The 17,580-nt window shown below is 62.4% G+C and carries 16 protein-coding genes; 10 read left to right on the forward strand and 6 right to left on the reverse strand.

Annotated elements, in window-relative coordinates; genetic code table 11:
• Window positions 1-56 precede the first annotated feature (56 nt).
• Entirely contained in the window at window positions 57-545 is a 489-nt protein-coding gene (locus tag QK287_RS14025; RefSeq protein ID WP_282360471.1) for a GtrA family protein, read from the reverse strand.
• Between the two features lie 197 nt (window positions 546-742).
• Between QK287_RS14025 and QK287_RS14030 the strand changes: the two genes are divergently transcribed.
• Window positions 743-2,344 (forward strand): DUF2142 domain-containing protein, encoded by a 1,602-nt coding sequence (locus QK287_RS14030; RefSeq protein ID WP_282360472.1) that lies wholly within the window; start codon window positions 743-745, stop codon window positions 2,342-2,344.
• A 63-nt stretch (window positions 2,345-2,407) separates the two neighbouring features.
• Here QK287_RS14030 and QK287_RS14035 read toward each other — a convergent pair whose 3' ends face one another.
• The 4 genes from QK287_RS14035 to QK287_RS14050 all read right to left on the reverse strand — a co-directional run bounded on the left by QK287_RS14035 (window position 2,408) and on the right by QK287_RS14050 (window position 6,875).
• Window positions 2,408-3,475: an acyltransferase gene (locus QK287_RS14035; protein WP_282360473.1), complete on the reverse strand. Its 1,068-nt coding sequence runs from the start codon at window positions 3,473-3,475 to the stop codon at window positions 2,408-2,410.
• A gap of 163 nt (window positions 3,476-3,638) precedes the next feature.
• Window positions 3,639-5,051 (reverse strand): bifunctional dTDP-4-dehydrorhamnose 3,5-epimerase family protein/NAD(P)-dependent oxidoreductase, encoded by a 1,413-nt coding sequence (locus QK287_RS14040; RefSeq protein ID WP_282360474.1) that lies wholly within the window; start codon window positions 5,049-5,051, stop codon window positions 3,639-3,641.
• Window positions 5,052-5,054: 3 nt separating this feature from the next.
• Complete coding sequence (rfbB, locus tag QK287_RS14045; protein ID WP_282360475.1) at window positions 5,055-6,053, reverse strand: dTDP-glucose 4,6-dehydratase; 999 nt, start codon at window positions 6,051-6,053, stop codon at window positions 5,055-5,057.
• A 54-nt stretch (window positions 6,054-6,107) separates the two neighbouring features.
• Entirely contained in the window at window positions 6,108-6,875 is a 768-nt protein-coding gene (locus tag QK287_RS14050) for a glycosyltransferase (protein ID WP_282360476.1), read from the reverse strand.
• A gap of 166 nt (window positions 6,876-7,041) precedes the next feature.
• Between QK287_RS14050 and QK287_RS14055 the strand changes: the two genes are divergently transcribed.
• From QK287_RS14055 to QK287_RS14085, 7 genes are all read left to right on the forward strand, one after another.
• Complete coding sequence (locus tag QK287_RS14055) at window positions 7,042-8,277, forward strand: polysaccharide biosynthesis protein (protein WP_282360477.1); 1,236 nt, start codon at window positions 7,042-7,044, stop codon at window positions 8,275-8,277.
• A complete protein-coding gene (locus QK287_RS14060; RefSeq protein ID WP_282360478.1) occupies window positions 8,264-9,190 on the forward strand; it encodes a glycosyltransferase in 927 nt (308 codons plus the stop codon). Before QK287_RS14055 ends, QK287_RS14060 begins: the two co-directional genes overlap by 14 nt.
• 78 nt (window positions 9,191-9,268) lie before the next feature.
• Window positions 9,269-10,018 carry a glycosyltransferase family 2 protein gene (locus tag QK287_RS14065; protein ID WP_282360479.1) on the forward strand — a complete coding sequence of 250 codons (750 nt, stop codon included), beginning with the start codon at window positions 9,269-9,271 and terminating at the stop codon, window positions 10,016-10,018.
• A gap of 2 nt (window positions 10,019-10,020) precedes the next feature.
• Window positions 10,021-10,461 carry a DUF2304 domain-containing protein gene (locus tag QK287_RS14070; protein WP_282360480.1) on the forward strand — a complete coding sequence of 147 codons (441 nt, stop codon included), beginning with the start codon at window positions 10,021-10,023 and terminating at the stop codon, window positions 10,459-10,461.
• A 1-nt stretch (window position 10,462) separates the two neighbouring features.
• Window positions 10,463-11,350, forward strand: a complete 888-nt coding sequence (locus QK287_RS14075; protein ID WP_253032364.1) for a glycosyltransferase family 2 protein — start codon at window positions 10,463-10,465, stop codon at window positions 11,348-11,350.
• A 24-nt stretch (window positions 11,351-11,374) separates the two neighbouring features.
• Window positions 11,375-12,469 (forward strand): NAD-dependent epimerase/dehydratase family protein, encoded by a 1,095-nt coding sequence (locus QK287_RS14080; protein WP_282360482.1) that lies wholly within the window; start codon window positions 11,375-11,377, stop codon window positions 12,467-12,469.
• Between the two features lie 16 nt (window positions 12,470-12,485).
• Window positions 12,486-13,376, forward strand: a complete 891-nt coding sequence (locus tag QK287_RS14085; RefSeq protein ID WP_282360483.1) for a glycosyltransferase — start codon at window positions 12,486-12,488, stop codon at window positions 13,374-13,376.
• A 69-nt stretch (window positions 13,377-13,445) separates the two neighbouring features.
• Here the strand turns inward: QK287_RS14085 and QK287_RS14090 are convergent, their stop codons facing one another.
• Complete coding sequence (locus tag QK287_RS14090; RefSeq protein WP_282360484.1) at window positions 13,446-14,528, reverse strand: acyltransferase; 1,083 nt, start codon at window positions 14,526-14,528, stop codon at window positions 13,446-13,448.
• Window positions 14,529-14,668: 140 nt separating this feature from the next.
• Here QK287_RS14090 and rfbA point away from each other — a divergent pair, with 140 nt between their 5' ends.
• Together rfbA and QK287_RS14100 are read left to right on the forward strand one after the other, a co-directional pair.
• On the forward strand, window positions 14,669-15,538 hold the full coding sequence (gene rfbA, locus QK287_RS14095) for a glucose-1-phosphate thymidylyltransferase RfbA (RefSeq protein ID WP_282360485.1): 870 nt from the start codon (window positions 14,669-14,671) through the stop codon (window positions 15,536-15,538).
• 51 nt (window positions 15,539-15,589) lie between these two features.
• Window positions 15,590-17,578 carry a DUF6541 family protein gene (locus tag QK287_RS14100; protein ID WP_282360487.1) on the forward strand — a complete coding sequence of 663 codons (1,989 nt, stop codon included), beginning with the start codon at window positions 15,590-15,592 and terminating at the stop codon, window positions 17,576-17,578.
• Window positions 17,579-17,580 lie beyond the last annotated feature (2 nt).

Genomic DNA, 17,580 nt, shown 5'->3' on the forward strand with positions numbered 1-17,580 from the left:
CTTCAGGCAGCCAGACTGACAGCCGGAAAGGGTGGTCCGGAGCTAAGCGGTAAGGTCTACTCCGGGCGTTCGTGAGCGGCGGAGGGTGTCCCCGCCGCCGTCACGTCGATATGGTCGTCCGCAACTGGCGCCGCCCTGAAGATCCAGTGCTTGTACAGCAGGAAGTTCCAGCCTGTTGTGGCAACAGTCGCAATGACCTTGCCGATTGCGTAAGACTGTCCGGAGCCTGCAACCACGTTCACGATGATGTCCGTGGCGACTACGTTAAACACTACTAGCGCCCCGTACTTCAGGAAGCTTACGTGAGCTCGCTCATCAGATTGGAAGGTGAACTTTCGCTGGACGAGGAAGTTGAACACCAAGCTGGCAAGGAATGCCACGGGGGTCGCAATCCACAAATCCACACCGGCACCTTCGTGCAGCAGCGCAAGAAGTCCGAGATCGATGGCAAAGGACGCCGCACCGACAATGAGGAATTTGACCAGGTGCCCGTTGCGCACAAAATGTTGAATACGCCGGACGAGGCTCATGGAACTATCCCGCATGATTCGAAAATACCGCCCGTACTCGTTGGATTGCCCGCACCGTCCTAGGCCAGTGACACCAAAACAGTCTAGACCAGGCGACTGCAATGTCCATCCAGGAACGCTGGCGAACGTTTTGCCGTCGCTGCCGCGCAAGCACCGCAGGCTTGTAGAGTGAGGTAGGACTTGACGCCGTACCAGAGAGAATCATGCCTTCCTTGCCTGCCTTGAAAACCCGAACACTTCCCGTCGTCCTCCTGCGGTTCTTCGCAGTTTTTGCGGTTGTCGGCCTGCTGACAACCCTCTGGTCCGTGGCCAGCCCGCTGATTTCGGTACCGGACGAGCAGTCACACGTTATCAAGGCGGCTTCGGTTGTTCGGGGTCAGCTGCAGGGTGAATCCGGCACAGCCCAAGGGGAACGGTCCCAGGTTGATGTCCCTGCTTACATTGCCGCAACCGACGGGCTCCCCTTCTGCTTCGCATGGAAGTCTCTGGTCTCCGCCGGTTGCAGCCCGCCCGTCACGTCGGACACAACGATCGTTAAGGCACTCACCAGCGCCGGGAACTACAACCCCATGTACTACGCAGTTACAGGCCTGCCGAGCCTTTTCCTGTCCGGGGCCAAAGCCATCTACGCGATGCGCATTGTCAGTGGGCTGCTTAGCGCTGCTTTTATAGCCATTGCCATGATTTCGCTGGCAGGGCTGCGCCAGTGGCGCCTGCCGCTGTTCGTCGCGTCGTTCGCACTGACGCCCATGGTGCTTTTCCTTTCCGGCGCGGTGAATCCCAATGCCCTCGAAATCGCGACCTCCATGTCCGTATTCGCCGCACTGTGTCTTACGTGGGACCGCCTCCAGTCGAACGGTGCCTGGAAAGGCCCGCTCGGCGCGGCTACTCTGTCCGCAGTCGTCCTGGCCAACACGCGCGCCGCGTCGCTGCTGTGGTTGGCCCTGGCTGTGGTGGCTTCGCTGATGCTGTTCGGCTATCGGCCACTGCTGTCATTGTTCCGGCAAAAATTCGGCTGGGCCATGATCGGAATCGTAGCTATCGGTTGCGCGCTGTCCCTCGTGTGGCTCCGTGTGGCCAACAGCCTGCAGAACCTTATGGGCCAAGGCATAGACGCAACGCCAACTCAAATTGCGACCATCATGTTGGACAGGACCTTCGACTTCGCTGTCGGCTATGTTTCTTACCTTGGCTGGCTGGACACCCCCGGGCCGGCAGGGGTCCTTGCCGTATGGGCAACGCTCATCATCGGCTCGATCTTCATCTCCTGGTCTGTCGCGGACAGGGCCGGACGCTTGACCGTGGCCTGTCTCACGGTGGCCGTTATCGCGCTCCCGCCCCTCCTTCAGATCCCGCTGGCGAAGGACGTGGGACTCATCTGGCAGGGCCGCTACATCCTTGCCCTCGTAGTTGTACTGGTCACGGCCTGCGGAGTGGCCATGAGGTCATTCTCCGTCGCAAACGCCGGAGTTGGCCGCCGGGCGAGCGCCGCCGTGTTAACCCTGCTCGTCTTTGGCCATTTTTACAGCTTCATGTACGGTCTGCGGCGCTACGTTATCGGCCTGCAGGACAGCTCCAACTGGCGTGACATGGTTGAAGCACCGCAATGGCAGCCGCCCTTTGGCTGGATCACCCTGGCCGTCCTCTACCTGGCAGTCCTTGTGGCAGCTGCCATCCTCCTGCACCGGTGGGTAACCGTCAAGCCGCCAGCAACAGCTGCCGCTGCGCACACCGGCACCGCTGTGGAAGCCAACGGCTCTCAGGCGCCGCACCACGACCCGCTGCCCACACCTGTTGCGACACTGGAAACCTAGCCGAACGGTTCAGTCGATTCGATCACAGGCGGCGGCTGTGGCGAACTGTCTTCGGCGATCTTGTCAGCCGGCCCGGTTCTTGCCGCCGGCGGCCACCGCGGTCGCGGCGGCCCTGCCATTCTTGAAGGCCAGGGCGGGCTGCTCAACGTAGCGGCAGCTCAGGTAAGCCAGCGGAACGGTTGCAGCCACACTCAGTCCAACGAAGACCCACACCGGGAGACTGTCGCCGGCGATCAAGGCCACCACCTGCTGCACCGGCCAGCCGTAAATATAGACACCGTAAGAGACGTCGAAGCGGGAACCGACCCGCTGCAAGGGGATGATGGCGCTCAGGACAAAGAGAAGGTAAGTAAAGGGCAACGGTGCCAGCGTGGTGGCTGTCTGTGTCAGCACGGACATAACGAGCATCCCCACAGCGCCCGGGACGGCCCACCGTCGAATGAACTTTTCGTCGTAAAAGAACATCACGGCGCCGCCGGCAAAAGCAGCCAACATGGGCAGCGTCCTGGTGATCAGGAGGGGCACCACGGGATTTTGCTCGGCCGCGAGAGTTGCCACCGACGCGATGACGAGCGTCGCTGCCAGCAATGGACCCAGCACACGCCTCGGCAGAAGGCTGGCCGCTACCCCCACGAGCACGTAGCAGCTCGCTTCCCAGAACAGCGTCCACAGTGGACCGTTCCAAACATCAGTGAACGGCACCGCTGACAGCGTTGAACCGATGTCGTACTGGCCGAGGAACGGCGGATAGAGGAGGATGTTCCGCAGGATATAGCCGAGTTGGTCAACGATGGAGAAGCTGCCCGCCGGATCCCACAGCCTCGACAGTGGCGCGAAGACAAATGCGACTGCGAGCAGACAGACAAGGAAACCAGGAAACAGCCGGAGGAACCTGGCCCTGTAGAACTGGCGGACGGAATGGCCGGAGAGCCTGCTTCTGGTGATCAGGTACCCCGAGATTCCGAAGAATCCGAAGACAGCCCACGTACCCAGGTTTGCGCCCCCGAGCTCTGGCTCAGCCCCGGCACCACCAAGAGCCCACGAATGGGAAACCATGACCAAAAGGGCCAGCCCGAGCCGGATCGCATTCAGCGAATTAGAGCGGGGGTCAAACGCGGATTTCAAAGACATAAGTACCTGCGGCTGGTTCCAATGACGCAGCCAAAAGGGCCGCCGGTCCGAGGGCTAGACTACGCCACGGCTACTCTGCACCCAATTTTGACACGACGGGCTAGCGTGACCGGCCCCGTCCGCCCGGAGCCGGCCGCTGTTCAGCCGGCAGCGGGCAGGCGGGTTATCCCTTCGTCAAATACGTCTGTAGACGATCGGCCGCCGTTGCCGGCACAAAGCCTGCGGCTGCTATTTTTGCCAGATCCAGGAGGCTGTTGACCGGACGGGGCGCAACGGATTTTCCGCGGAAGTATTCTTCCGTGCTGACCCCGGTGACGGCGTCCCGTGACTTGCCGGAGAGTTCGTAGACGTCGGCGGCGATGTCCGCCCACGACTGCGGAGCACCTTCGTTGGAGAGGTTGTAGGTCCCGAAGGGCGCGCCCGTTTCGAGCAGGTGCCGGATGCCGGCGGCAATGTCCTCGGTAAAGCTCAGCCGGCCGATCTGGTCGTTCACGACTGACGGCTCAATTCCGCGCCCGGCGAGCGATGCCATGGTCCGGACGAAGTTGTTGCCCTCCCCGATCACCCAGCTGGTGCGCACGATGTAGTGCCGCGGCACCACGGAAACGACGGCGTCGCCTGCGGCTTTGGTCTGCCCGTAAACCCCCAGCGGGGACAACGGCTCGTCCTCGGTGTGGAGCTCTTGGGTGCCGTCGAAGACGTAGTCGGAAGAGACGTGGACCAGAACCAGGTCGTGCTCGACGGCGGTTCGAGCCAGCCGTGCGACGGCACTGACGTTTGCCGCCCAAGCCGCGGCCCGGCCCTGGCCCGACTCGGCCGCGTCGACTGCGGTATACGCGGCGGCGTTGATGATCGTGGAGTAGTTTTTCCAGTTCCGGGCCGCAAACGCGTCCGCGCTGCCGAGGTCAAACTCGGTGCGGCCGGCGAACTCAACGGAAGTATCTCCGTCGTAGAGTTCCCGCAGCGCCTTGCCGAGCTGGCCGTCGGCGCCGAGGACGAGGGTCTTCTTCGGCGGCATCGGGACGACATCCCCTAGCTGCGGGTGGGCCTTGTCCTTGTCGGAGAGTTCGGCCTCCTCCAGCGGCACGGGCCAGGCGATCGCGGCGCTCTCGTCGGCGAGGTTCAGGAACGTGTACTGGCCCTGGGCGTCGGCGGACCAGTGGTCGTTGACCAGGTACGTGTAGGCGGTGTTGTCCGCCAGGGTCTGGAAGGCATTGCCGACACCGCGGGGGATAAAAATGGCCTGGCTGGCATCGAGTTCGGCCGTGAACACAGCACCGAATGAGGCACCCTCGCGCAGGTCAACCCAGGCACCGAATATCCGGCCGGTGGCGACCGAAATGAATTTATCCCATGGTTCGGCATGGATGCCGCGGGTGGTTCCGGCCTTTTCGTTGAACGAGATGTTGTTCTGCACCGGCCGGAAGTCCGGCAGGCCCAGGGCCACCATTTTTTCCCGCTGCCAGTTCTCCTTGAACCAGCCCCGGTTGTCGCCGTGGACCGGAAGGTCGTAGAGGACGACGCCGGGAATCGGGGTTTCGTGCGCGGTGAGCTTTTTCGAGAACTCGATCGACATAATCTACTGGCCCTGTTCCGTGTACTTAGCTTCCGTGGCCGCCTTCTGCGGACGCCACCAGTCCTCGTTGTCCCGGTACCAGGCAATGGTGTCCTCGATCCCGGCGTCGAAGTTGGAAAAGCGCGGCTTCCAGCCGAGCTCATCGCGCAGCTTCGCGGAGTCGATCGCGTAGCGCATGTCGTGGCCGGGACGGTCCACCACATGGTCGTAGGCCTCCGGGGACTGGCCCATGTGCTTGAGGATCAGTTCGACGACGTCCTTGTTGTTCTGCTCCCCGTCCGCGCCGATCAGGTAGGTCTCCCCGATCCGGCCCCCGGCGATGATCGCCAGGACAGCGGAGGAATGATCATTGGCGTGGATCCAGTCCCGGACATTCTCGCCCTTGCCGTAAAGCTTGGGACGGATCCCGTCGATCACGTTGGTGATCTGGCGCGGGATGAATTTCTCCACGTGCTGGTACGGGCCGTAGTTGTTCGAGCAGTTGCTGATCGTTGCCTGCAGCCCGAAAGACCGCACCCAGGCCCGGACCAGCAGGTCCGAGCCCGCTTTGGTCGAGGAATACGGGCTGGAAGGGTTGTACGGGGTGCTCTCGGTGAACCGCTCCGGATCATCGAGTTCAAGGTCGCCGTAGACCTCGTCCGTGGAGATGTGGTGAAAACGCTTGCCGTGCTTCCGGGCCGCCTCGATCAGCGTGTACGTGCCGATGATGTTCGTATCAAGGAACGGGCGCGGATCATGCAGCGAATTATCATTGTGCGACTCCGCCGCGTAGTGGACCACAACGTCGGCCTCGGCCACGAGCCCATCGACCAGGTCCGCGTCGCAGATGTCACCCTTGACGAACTCCAAACGCCCCGCCGGAAGGCCCTTCAACGAATCCAGGTTGCCGGCGTAGGTGAGCTTGTCCAGGACGGTCACGTGATCGTCTGTGTTCTCAACTACATAGTGGACAAAATTGGAACCAATGAAGCCGGCGCCGCCGGTGACAAGGAGTTTTTGCATTCAGTCAGCTTACCGTCAACCGAAAAGCTCCAGCGATCAGGGCATTGGAGCGCGCTACTTCGGTGCGCGATTTTGCCCCGCAGTGCGCCGCAGGGCCTCCCCCATCAGCCGTAAAAGGACCAGCCTCGCGGACGCGATGACCCGGAGGGAGCGCCAGCCTTCCGGAGTCGCGTTCGCGCCGTGGATTCGACGCAGCAGCGTCGACTCGTCCAGGTGGCCGATCGAGCCAAGGACGTTTCCGCCGATCGCAAGCCACAGGTCATGGGACTCTTTCAAATACCGTGGAACGGGAGCAAATAGTCCTAGGACCTCCCGACGAAAGGCCATGCCGCAGCCGTAGTAAGCCCGGTAGCCGATCAGGATGCCGGCCAGGTTGGGGCCGCGGCGGTTGGAGTCGGCACTTCGAAGTCGGGCAATAGCCGGGCGCGGACCACCGCCAAGCACGTCGAAATTGCTCGCAACAACCGCATACTTGTCCAACGCCGCCAGCATCAGCTCAAGACGGCCTTCGATCCAGATGTCATCCTGGTCCGCCAGGAAGATACGTGACCCGCGGCTGGCCAGGACCGCCTGCTCAAAGGACCTGACGTATCCCTGGTTTGACGCCGCTTCAAGGAGCCGAATGCGGTCGTCACCGAACGCCCGCACGGCGTCTCGGGTTCCGTCAGTAGACGCGTCGTCAACGATGACAACCTCGTCCGTCGGTCCCAGCTGCTCCAGGATGGAAGCCAACTGCTCGGTGATGTACGCCGAGCCGTTGTAGCTGGCCATGCACACGCTCGCGCGGACGGCGGCCACATTGTTTGGCTGTAAAGAACTCATGGACTCGCTTCGCTCGGTTGGGCACAATGCCGACGGGAAACCACGGCAACCCCGTCAATTCATCCTAAGCGACCTCGATCTGCCGGAGCTGGTGCAGGCGGCGTCCCGTGAGGGAAGTCCCGTAAGATCGAGGCAGACTTCCAGACCGACAAGGACCCGCCCACGCATGAAGACCGTACTGCTGCGCCTGACCGGGTTTGCGATCCTCCCCCTTCTGTCCTTAGTCACTCCCCTGCTGCTCCTTCCGGTGATAGCAAGCGTCGTGGGCGCCGAGGGCATATCCAGTGTCATCTCTGGTCAAGCCATCGGCACGTTCGCCGCCACCATCCTGCTGTGGGGCTGGAATGTTGACGGACCGGTCGCCATAGCCCGCGCCGCAGGCAGCCACGAGCGCAGTGAAATCTACTTGCGGAGCATGCGCACGCGGCTCCTTCTGATGATCCTCGTTATGCCGAGCGCCGGAATCGTGGCGGCGGCGGTCGCCGTACCCGGCTTCCGCTACGAAGCGGTGGCAATGTCGTGGGCTGTCGCCCTGGCCGGGTTGTCGCCTGCGTGGTTCTGCATCGGCGTCGGGCAACCCCGGCTACTGGCCCTCTATGACACGGTGCCACGCTTCGTCGCCACCGCGGCGGCCGCGCCGGTTCTGCTATTGACCCACCAGCTCTGGTACTACACCATTCTCCTCGCGGTAGCGACGGTCCTGGCCCTCGTCGGCTTCCACCGGCGCTACTCTGCAGGTGGCCAGTGGTTGCCAGCGGACCTGCGCGAATCCTTCGGCCAACTCAAGACCCAGGCGAAAACAGCGGGCATCAGCCTGGCAGGCAACGCCTATGCGTCGACTCCGGCCCCCATCGCCACCGCCACCACCGCCCCGCAGGCCTCGGGCAGCCTGGCGACCGCAGACACGCTCTACCGGTTCGGGCTCTTTACGGTCGTGGCACTGGGAAATGCCTTTCAAGGCTGGACCATTGAAAGGGGTGCAACGAACCCTGCCCGCCGTCACCTTGCTGCCATTTGGGCGCACGCCGGACTCGGGGTCCTCGGAGCGCTCATCCTTACGGTGTTGGGCCCATTCGCGAGCAGCCTGCTCTTCGCCGGCAAGCTGCAGGCGAGCACCGAGCTCTGCGCATACTACGGACTGGCGTTCGTGTTCCTCAGCGCCAGCACCCCGTTCATCCGCAATCTGCTGATTCCGGCCGGCCGCCAGTCACAGGTCCTGCGCTGGACCCTGATTTCAGCCGTCGTTGGGGTCGCCACCATGATCTATGCCGGCGCGAACGGAAATGCGCCTGGTATCGCACTTGGCATGGCCCTGAGTGAAGCGGTGCTGTTCGTTGCCCTGCTGATCCCGGGCCTCAAGCTACTACGTAGAGAAAGGGCATCCGACCATGCCTTCGAATGACCAACCAGGCCGCACGGCTGCCGTGATCGCCGCCTACTCACCGCCCGAGTCCTTGGTCGAAGCCATCCGGCGGCTTCGAGGCCAGCTGGACCACATTGTCGTCGTCGACGACGGGTCTCCTGCGGATTCGGCACCAGTATTCGCCCGCCTTGCCGAGCAGGGTGCCACGGTGCTGCACCAGGGGACGAACCAAGGTATTGCGGTTGCCCTCAACACGGGGATCCGGACCGCCTCGGAGAAGTGGGCGCCGGAGTTCTTCCTGACGCTGGACCAGGACTCGCTGGTCACCGATCGATACGTGGAGCTCGCCCACAGAACCTACGCCGACGCGAAGGCAAAAGGCCTTGACGTTGCCTTCGTTTGCGCGGCCTCTTACAGCGGCCATGCGGTACCCACCATCCCGAGCCACGATGGCTTTTTGCATGCATTCGACCCCATGCAATCGGGATTCGTGATCCCGCGCTCGACGATCGACCGGGTCGGCGCGTTCGACGAGGGCCTCTTTATCGACGGCGTCGATTCCGAGTTCACAGTGCGCTCGCGCACCGCCGGACTGGACGTGCTTGTGGGTGCCGGCTGTGACATCGACCACGACCTCGGCCAGCGGCGTCCCGGCACTCTCTTCGGACGTCAGGTGCGGATCGGCGGAACGATGCTCTCATACAACTACCACTCGCCGGGGCGGGTCTACTACATCTGCCGCAACGGCACGATCCTCACCAAGCGTTATGCGCTGAAAGCACCCAAATGGGTGGCCCGCAGGCTTGTCGAAGAACTCAAAGCGCACCTGCTTCGTTTCGCTTTCAGCCCTGGCAGACTCACCCTTCTGCGCGCTGCGGCACGCGGGTTCTGGGACGGCGCCAAAGGTGTCTCGGGCCGCATTCCGGTAGAACTTGAGCGCCGGATCCGCTGAACCGCGCGGCGCGGGGCGGCCGGCCCTGCCAGCGCCCCGGCTATAGAGTCCGCCCGACATTGATATAGTTTGGACACCATGGAACCCACTGTCCCCCCACGCGTTCTGGTCATCATGCCCGCTTGGAACGAAGCCGAGGCAATCGGCCAAACCGTTCGCGAGGTATTGACTACCAGCAACCGCTACGACGTCGTCGTAGTCGACGATGGCTCGACAGACAACACCGCGGCGTTGGCCGCGGCAGCTGGCGCTACAGTGCTGCATCTGCCCTTCAACCTCGGTGTGGGGGGAGCCATGCGAGCCGGTTTCAAATACGCGCGCCGCTATGGCTACCACCAAGTCATCCAGGTCGACTCGGACGGCCAGCACGATCCAAAGAACATCGAAGAAGTACTTGCCGGCCTCGAGCATGCAGATATTTCCATCGGAGCCCGTTTTGCGGACAAGGGAAACTACACTGTCAGCGGCCCGCGCAAGTGGGCGATGGTATTCCTTGCCCGCGTTATTTCTTCCCTCGCAAATACCCGTCTGACGGATGTCACCAGCGGTTTCCGTGCCGGCAACGAACGCGCCATCAGCCAGTACCTTGATCATTATCCGGCTGAATATCTTGGCGACACCATTGATTCCCTTGTCGTCGCCGTACGCTCCGGATGCAGGGTCACCCAAGTCCCGGTGGAAATGCGCGCCCGGCAAGGCGGGAAGCCCAGCCATAACCCGGCCCAGGCTGCGGTCTATTTGGGACGGTCTGTTTTTGCCCTGCTCTTTGCGTTGACGCGCAAGCGATCCCATGTAACCGTGCCGACGCACGGTGTGAAAGGAACCTAGCCTTGGGCAACATAGCTGCCTTTCTCTTGTCTCTGGCAATCGTCGCACTGGTCGTCGAAATGCTTCGCCGCAAGAAGCTTCGGGAGAAGTACGCCGTCCTTTGGCTGGTGGTCGGAGTTGCCACACTTGTCCTGGCTGCCTTCCCGAGGCTCCTAAACATCGTCGCTGAGTTTGTAGGGGTCCAGCTTCCCTCCAACCTGCTCTTCACCATGAGCATCCTGATGCTCCTGGGAGTCTGCCTGCACCTGTCCTGGGAGATCTCGGTTGTCGAGGACGAAACCCGCACCTTGGCGGAAGAAGTCGCCATCCTGCGGTCCCAAGTCGAGGCGCTGTCCGCGCTAGAGCCGGGCCTGCCCCCACACCGCGACGCCAGTACAACGGACGACTCCCGAACATCGCCGGTCCCTGCTGGCGAACCCTCAACTGAAAGCTCCGATTCCTAAAATGCCACTGGACATCTTCATCCCCTATTGGGGCGAGCCCGCCTACATGATTGAAACCCTCGAGAGCGTGCTGGCGCAGGAGAACCCGGATTGGCTCTTGACCGTGATCGATGACGCCTACCCCACCCTGGAGATCAGGGACTACATGGCTGATATCGATGATCCCAGGGTCAAGTACATCCGCAAGGAACACAACGAGGGAATCACGGAGAACTACCGTGCCTGCGTCGGACTCGCGAGCCAAGACGTGATGGTCATTCTGGGCTGCGACGACGTCCTCCTCCCGAACTACGTTGACGTCATACTGAAGGCCCACAAACGGTATCCGCACGCCGCGGTGATCCAGCCCGGAGTGGAGATTATCGACGAGAACAGCCGTGTTGTGACCACGTTGGCCGATACCGTCAAACAACAGCTCGTCAAGCCAAGGGGACGTGGCTGCAAGGTCGTTTCGGGCGAGGCCATGGCACGCAACCTGATGCACGGCGACTGGCTCTACTGGCCGTCGCTGGCATTCCGGACCGACAAGATCCGGGAGGTGGAATTCCGCGAAGGCTTCCCGATAATCCAGGATCTCGCGTTGGTCATGGACATGATTTTCCAAGGGCATCAGCTGCTGATCGAACCGACGCTGTGCTTCCGGTACCGCCGTCATTCCAACAGCGCTTCCGCAACGAAGCTGGTCGACGGTTCGAGGTTCGCCGGCGAGCGTGAATACTTCGAAGTAGCGGCCATCCAGGCCGAAGAACTCGGCTGGCACCGGGCGGCGCGGTCTGCACGGCTGCGTGTCACGTCCCGGGCCCACGCCGTTTACCTGATTCCCAAAGCCGCAATCACGCGGAACACCCCTGCAATCAAGGCCCTCGCCCGCCATGCTTTCGGCAAATAACCTGCCCGCTAAGAAAGGTCCCCAGTGACTTCTGCCTCAACTTCCGTCCGTCCGGGCGGCACCGTTCTAGTGACCGGCGGAGCTGGTTTTATCGGCTGCGCCATCTCCCCGTCATTGGCCGAGGCCTTCGACCGCGTCGTCGTCGTTGATAACCTGCATCCCCAGATCCACGAATCCGGCCTGCGTCCCGAACAACTGGACCTGCGCGCCGAACTTATTGTGGCTGATGTCGCTGAAGCAGCCACTTGGGACCAGGTCCTGCAGGATGTGTCGCCGGACGTAATCGTCCATCTCGCAGCGGAGACCGGAACCGGTCAATCCCTGGAGGAGTCCACCCGCCACACCCATGTAAACGTAGTGGGCACCTCCCAGATGCTGGATGGCCTCAACAGGCACCACAAACTGCCGCGCCGCATCGTCCTCTCTTCCAGCCGCGCCGTCTATGGCGAAGGCGCCTGGCAGGACGCGGAAGGAAAACCCTTCTACCCGGGACAGCGCATGAGCGCCACCCTGGATCAGTCCCAGTGGGATTTCCCCGGCGCCACTCCCCTGGCCATGAAGGCATCCGAGACCTTCCCTGCACCGGTCAGCGTGTACGGCGCGACGAAACTGGCCCAGGAGCATATCCTCCAAGCCTGGTCCAAGTCCTATGGTGTCGAAACCGTTATCCTGCGGCTGCAGAATGTGTACGGACCGGGACAGTCGCTGATCAACCCGTACACCGGCATCATGAGCCTCTTTTGCCGGATGGCAATGGGCGGAAAATCAATTCCGCTCTATGAGGACGGGGAGGTCCGGCGCGACTTCGTGCTGATTGACGACGTTGCCTCGGCCATAGTGGCTGGTGCCGTCTCAGCCACGGTCCAAGGCGAACCGATGGACATCGGGTCGGGAGAATTCCAGACAATTGGCACCGCGGCGAACCTGATAGCTGAGCACTACAACGCGCCGGAGCCACACGTCACGGGCCAATACCGGCAGGGCGACGTTCGACATGCCTGGGCTGATATCTCCGCGGCGCAGGAAGTGCTCGGCTGGTCTCCGAAGTTCAACCTCGCGCAGGGCATCGACCAGCTGGCGACCTGGATCGATGCGCAGCCCGACGTTAAACCTGCCTGAGGTGGACGGCGTACCTGTGCGCACAACCACCGCCGTGATCTCCTTGTTCAACCCAACCGAGGCGGTCCTGGCCAACGCCGCAGCATTGCTCCCCCAAGTTGACCGGGTTGTTGTGGTTGACGACGGGAGTCCAGAGGACCCGGCCAGGCTCCTTACGGAGCTGGAGGCGATGGGTTGCGTCGCGGTTCGGCTGAGCGAGAATTCAGGCATTGCGGCAGCGCTAAACGCAGGAATTTCGACGGCGCTCGCGGCCACACCGAGACCGGACTTCATCCTCACCATGGACCAGGACTCCCTTTTGGACGCGGGCTACGTGCAGGAACTGCTCACGACCGCCGCCGCCGCCTCGGCCTCGGGTGTGCCGGTGGGAATGGTTGCTCCGGGCTCGGTACGCGGCCTGCCGGTTCGGCGTGGACCTGTCCGGCACGGTGTCCAGCTCGGCGGTGAACCGATCCAGTCCGGACTCCTCGTCCCGGTCCCTGTCATCGAACGCCTGGGCCTCCTGCAGGCCAGTCTCTTCATCGATGGAGTAGACAGCGAGTTCTATCTCCGATGCCGCACCCACGGTTTGGCGGTGGCCCTAGCGCCCGGAGCTTCACTGCGGCACGCGCTGGGAAACAAAGTCCCGGCCCGGGTATTCGGGAGGAGCCTGTCCTTGGGCGGCCGAGTCCTCGAAGTCCGGACGGCGGCAACCTGGCGTTACTACTACATCTTCCGCAACAGGATTCTGCTGGCCCGGCAATACGGCCGTCACTACCCGCTCTGGACCATCAAGGGTTTCTTGGCCGACTACCGGCACCTGGCCATCGTGACGCTCCTCGCCCCCGGGCGATTTTCGCGGATCGCGAGTGCATTGGACGGGATCGCGGACGGATTCAGGGCCAAGAGCGGCAAGAAGCTGTCCTAAAGCCTGCACCATGCGGCACACATAACGCTGCCGCTTGCCCAAGAACCAATGGACAAGCCAGCTGCGGCCCTAGCTGCTTTTCCTGGCCCGCCGCATCACCGGACGTTCAATGAAAAGCCAACTCGCCGCCGCTAACGGAATCGTGCAAAGTGTGGCAGCGAGGGTGAACCACCAGACGCCCCAGTGATACGCACCAAAGACTGCCAGCAACTGCTGCACCGGGAAGGCATAGATATATGCCCCGTAGGAGACATCGTGCCGCGCGACAAGCGATGGCTGGGGCAGCCACGTAGAGATCCACAGCAAGCCGTAGGCAATGAAGGGCGCTGCGAGCTGCCCGCCATATCCGTCGACGAAGCAGATGGACAGCCCAGCAATGGCGATCGAGACCGGGCCTGCGACGCGGTGAATCCCGATGCGTGAGCTCAGGACTTGAACCACCGCGCCGCCCAAAAAGTAAGGCACAAGCCGGGCGGCCAACTCAAAGTCGAGGTTCGACTGCATGTACGGTTTGATGGAGGCGATATTTGCCCACAGGAGCACACTTGCCACGTATGCCGTAACGACCGGCCAAGGTGTCTTCCGGGCCAGGGGAATGAATCCCACAACAGCAATGAGCAAGTAGCACATGAATTCGAAGTAGAGCGTCCAGAGCGAACCATTCCATGCCCCCGGGTAGGGCACGCCGGCTGGAGTTCCCGCCACGTCATAGCTCACGATCCGCAGCGGGAGGTTCGCGAAAATGGAGTTCAGCGGGGTGGTTGGTGTGGAGAGGAATCCACGCAGGGAGCCGTGCTGGATTGCGTAGGCGATGGGCGCGAACACAAAAGCCATCACTGCCAGGCAGACGATGAATGCCGGGAAGATCCTTGCCGCACGGTGAACCAGATACGAGCCGATCCTATTGCTGAACCTGCTCGCCGTGATCAGGTAACCGCTGATGCCAAAGAAGCCCGCAACGGCCCACCCGCCAAGGTTTTCGCCGCGGAACCCCGGGCCGTTGCCGGCGCCGACGATGTGCCAGCTGTGGGCAAACAGCACAGCAAGGGCCAAGACCAGGCGGATGAGGTTGAGGCTGTTGCCCCGCGGATCGAGCCGGTTCCCGAGTGAAGGGGCCGGAATCGCTTGGGGTTTAAGTGCAACGCTGCTCAAGTCCGGGCTTCCTTCGTCATATGTGCGGGCACTTAATTCTACACGGCGGCCGCTAACCGCTTCACCGGTCCGGGCCGACCGCCAGCGGATAAAAGGGTGCGCTATTTGCTGTGGCGCCGCCATTACGGGAGGATTGATAAATGCGTGGAATAATCTTGGCAGGCGGAACCGGATCGCGGCTGCACCCGATCACCTTCGGCATCAGCAAGCAACTCGTGCCCGTGTACGACAAGCCGATGATCTACTACCCCCTCTCCACCCTTATCCTCGCGGGGATCCGGGACATCCTCATCATCACCACCCCCCACGATGCAGAGCAGTTCCAGCGGCTCCTGGGCGATGGATCGCAGTACGGGGTGAGCATCACCTACGTCCAGCAGCCGTCCCCCGACGGCCTGGCGCAGGCGTTTATCCTGGGTGCCGACCATATCGGAGACGACACCGTTGCCCTCGTTCTCGGGGACAACATCTTCTACGGCCAAGGCATGGGTACGCAGTTGCGCCGGCACGCCAATATCGACGGTGGCGCCGTGTTCGGCTACTGGGTCAAGGACCCCAAGGCCTACGGCGTTGTCGAGTTTGACGACGACGGCAAGGCCCTCTCGCTCGAAGAAAAGCCGGCCAAGCCGCGAAGCCACTACGCCGTGCCCGGCCTCTACTTCTACGACAACGATGTCATCGACATAGCGAAAAACCTGCGACCCTCCCCCCGCGGAGAGCTTGAAATCACCGACGTCAACCGCACCTACCTGGAGCGCGGAAAGCTGCAAGTGGAAATCCTTCCCCGCGGCACGGCATGGCTGGACACCGGCACGTTCGACGACCTAAGTGATGCCTCGAACTTTGTCCGGACGGTCGAGAACCGCCAGGGCCTCAAGATCGGCGCACCCGAAGAGATCGCCTGGCGCAATGGCTTCCTCAGCGACGACGAACTGCGCGAACGGGCCGAGCCCCTCATCAAGAGTGGGTATGGCAGTTACCTGCTCGGACTGCTGGACCAGTCGATTTGATATGCCCGCCCCTGGCCTAGTCCTCGAACACCCCGACTTGCGGTTGTCCATTTGAGTTGGCTTGAAACTGTCCCCCTCATCCTCGCCGCCGCCGTCTTTCTCATTCTTCCGGGCGGCCTGGTCTCGTTTGGACTTGGCCTTCGTGGACTTCTAGCCGTCGCCGCGGCCCCGCCGATCACCGTCGCGGTCGCAGCCGTCTTGGCTGTGGCGCTGCCCTATCTCGGCATCAAATGGTCATCGGCGGCCATCTTGCTGGGCGGGGTCATCCTCGGACTTGGCCTGGCCGGCCTTCGGTGGCTCCGCCGCGACCGCACACTGGCCGAACAGTTGGCTCTCAAGTTCCAACCCGGACGCCAGTCCGTCTGGCTGGCGGCTTCCTTCGCCCTCGGCGCAGGCCTGATCCTCGTTCAGCTGGCTGTTGCCTTTGTTACCCCGGCCAGCTTCTCTCAGACCTTCGACAACGTCTTCCACCTCAACGGCGTGCGCTACGTCCTGGAAACGGGCAGCGCCTCGTCGCTGACGATGTCATCAATGGCCAGCGGAGGCGCGGCCCCCTACTTCTACCCCGCGGCCTGGCACGGTCTCGCTGCGGCCTTCATCCAGTTGACCGGGGCGCCGCTACCGGTGGCCGTCAACGTCCTCAACATGGCCATCGCCGCGTTTATGTGGCCGCTGGGCTGCATGATGCTGACCCGGATTGTGGCCGGCAACAGGCCGATAGCAATCGCCTCTGCCGCCGTACTCTCAGGTATCTTTTCTGCGTTTCCCATTATGTTGTTGGACTTTGGGGTACTTTATCCGAACTTCCTTTCGGTTTGCATGCTGCCTGCCGCTCTCGGCGCAGTCGCCGTCTTCTTCGGCCTCGGCACTGAACTCCACGTTTCTGCGTGGGCACGTTTCGGCCTGCCCTTGCTCTTGATTCCGGGGGTGGCCTTGGCTCATCCCAACGGCGTTATGTCCTTGCTGGTTCTTTCCGTTCCGGTGGTCGCACAATCCTATTGGCGGCGCTATATCGGCAGAAAGAAGGGGACCCAAGGCCGGGTGCCGGCCAGCTTGGGCCTGGTCGTTTTCGCAGGTCTGCTCCTCGTGCTCTGGAAATACATCCGCCCCCCGCAGGACGCCGCCTTCTGGGGCCCGGTGCAGTCAGCGCTTGGCGCAGGGTTCGAGGTGATGACCAACTCTGCAATGAACCGTCCCGTCGCTCCCGCGCTGAGCGTGCTGATGGTCCTTGGACTGGCACTGTCCTTGCGCCGCAGTCGCCACGCCTGGATTCTGGCTTGCTTCGGCATCACGGCAGTCCTTTTCGTGATTGTCTCCGGGACACCAATCAGCGACTTCAGGAGCCGGATAACAGGGGTCTGGTACAACGACAGTTATCGGCTTGCCGCGCTCTTGCCGTTGACTGCGGTCCCATTTACTGCACTCGGCGCTGACGCCATAGCCACCCGTTTGCGCAGCGTGCTGCACCGCCACCGGGCGTCCGCAACTGTTGACGGCCGCAGTGTGACACCGAAGAGCACCCGAACCGTCCTGTGGGCCAGCGCTGCTGTGGTCGTGGCCGCAGCAGCACTAGCGTCCCAGCTGCCCTCGACTGCTGCCGCGGTGCGCTCGGCCCGCGCAAACTACCAGGAATCCCGGGACTCACCGCTTGTCTCCACAGATGAGCAGGCACTGATTGACCGTCTCCCGGAACTGGTCCCCGCTGGATCCGTCATCGCAGTTAATCCCTGGACCGGCGCCGCCATGGCGTACGCCCTAGCTGACCGGGAGACCACTGCAAAGCACGTCCTGACTGCCAATTCGCCAGCTGTTGAGCTCCTGAACGCCGAGCTCCGCGACGCCGACACCGTTCCGGCAGTCTGCGATGCCGCCAAGGCGACCGGCGTGCGCTACGTGTTGGACTTCGGATCTCAGGAAGTCCACGGCGGAAGCCACCGATTCCCCGGCCTGGAAAATCTAGCGGAATCCAAGGCCGTGAAGCTCGTTTTCGCACAAGGCGCAGCCAGACTCTACGAACTCACTGCCTGTGCGGTTATGTAGGG

Source organism: Arthrobacter sp. AL05 (assembly GCF_029960715.1).
In the GTDB taxonomy this organism is placed as follows: Bacteria; Actinomycetota; Actinomycetes; order Actinomycetales; family Micrococcaceae; genus Arthrobacter.

Excerpts from the sequence above, each read along its gene's own strand:
- QK287_RS14025 (WP_282360471.1), bottom strand. The coding sequence starts at position 545 with ATGCGGGATAGTTCCATGAGCCTCGTCCGGCGTATTCAACATTTTGTG.
- QK287_RS14035 (WP_282360473.1), bottom strand. The coding sequence starts at position 3,475 with ATGTCTTTGAAATCCGCGTTTGACCCCCGCTCTAATTCGCTGAATGCG.
- QK287_RS14040 (WP_282360474.1), bottom strand. The coding sequence starts at position 5,051 with ATGTCGATCGAGTTCTCGAAAAAGCTCACCGCGCACGAAACCCCGATT.
- rfbB (WP_282360475.1), bottom strand. The coding sequence starts at position 6,053 with ATGCAAAAACTCCTTGTCACCGGCGGCGCCGGCTTCATTGGTTCCAAT.
- QK287_RS14050 (WP_282360476.1), bottom strand. The coding sequence starts at position 6,875 with ATGAGTTCTTTACAGCCAAACAATGTGGCCGCCGTCCGCGCGAGCGTG.
- QK287_RS14055 (WP_282360477.1), top strand. The coding sequence starts at position 7,042 with ATGAAGACCGTACTGCTGCGCCTGACCGGGTTTGCGATCCTCCCCCTT.
- QK287_RS14060 (WP_282360478.1), top strand. The coding sequence starts at position 8,264 with ATGCCTTCGAATGACCAACCAGGCCGCACGGCTGCCGTGATCGCCGCC.
- QK287_RS14065 (WP_282360479.1), top strand. The coding sequence starts at position 9,269 with ATGGAACCCACTGTCCCCCCACGCGTTCTGGTCATCATGCCCGCTTGG.
- QK287_RS14075 (WP_253032364.1), top strand. The coding sequence starts at position 10,463 with ATGCCACTGGACATCTTCATCCCCTATTGGGGCGAGCCCGCCTACATG.
- rfbA (WP_282360485.1), top strand. The coding sequence starts at position 14,669 with ATGCGTGGAATAATCTTGGCAGGCGGAACCGGATCGCGGCTGCACCCG.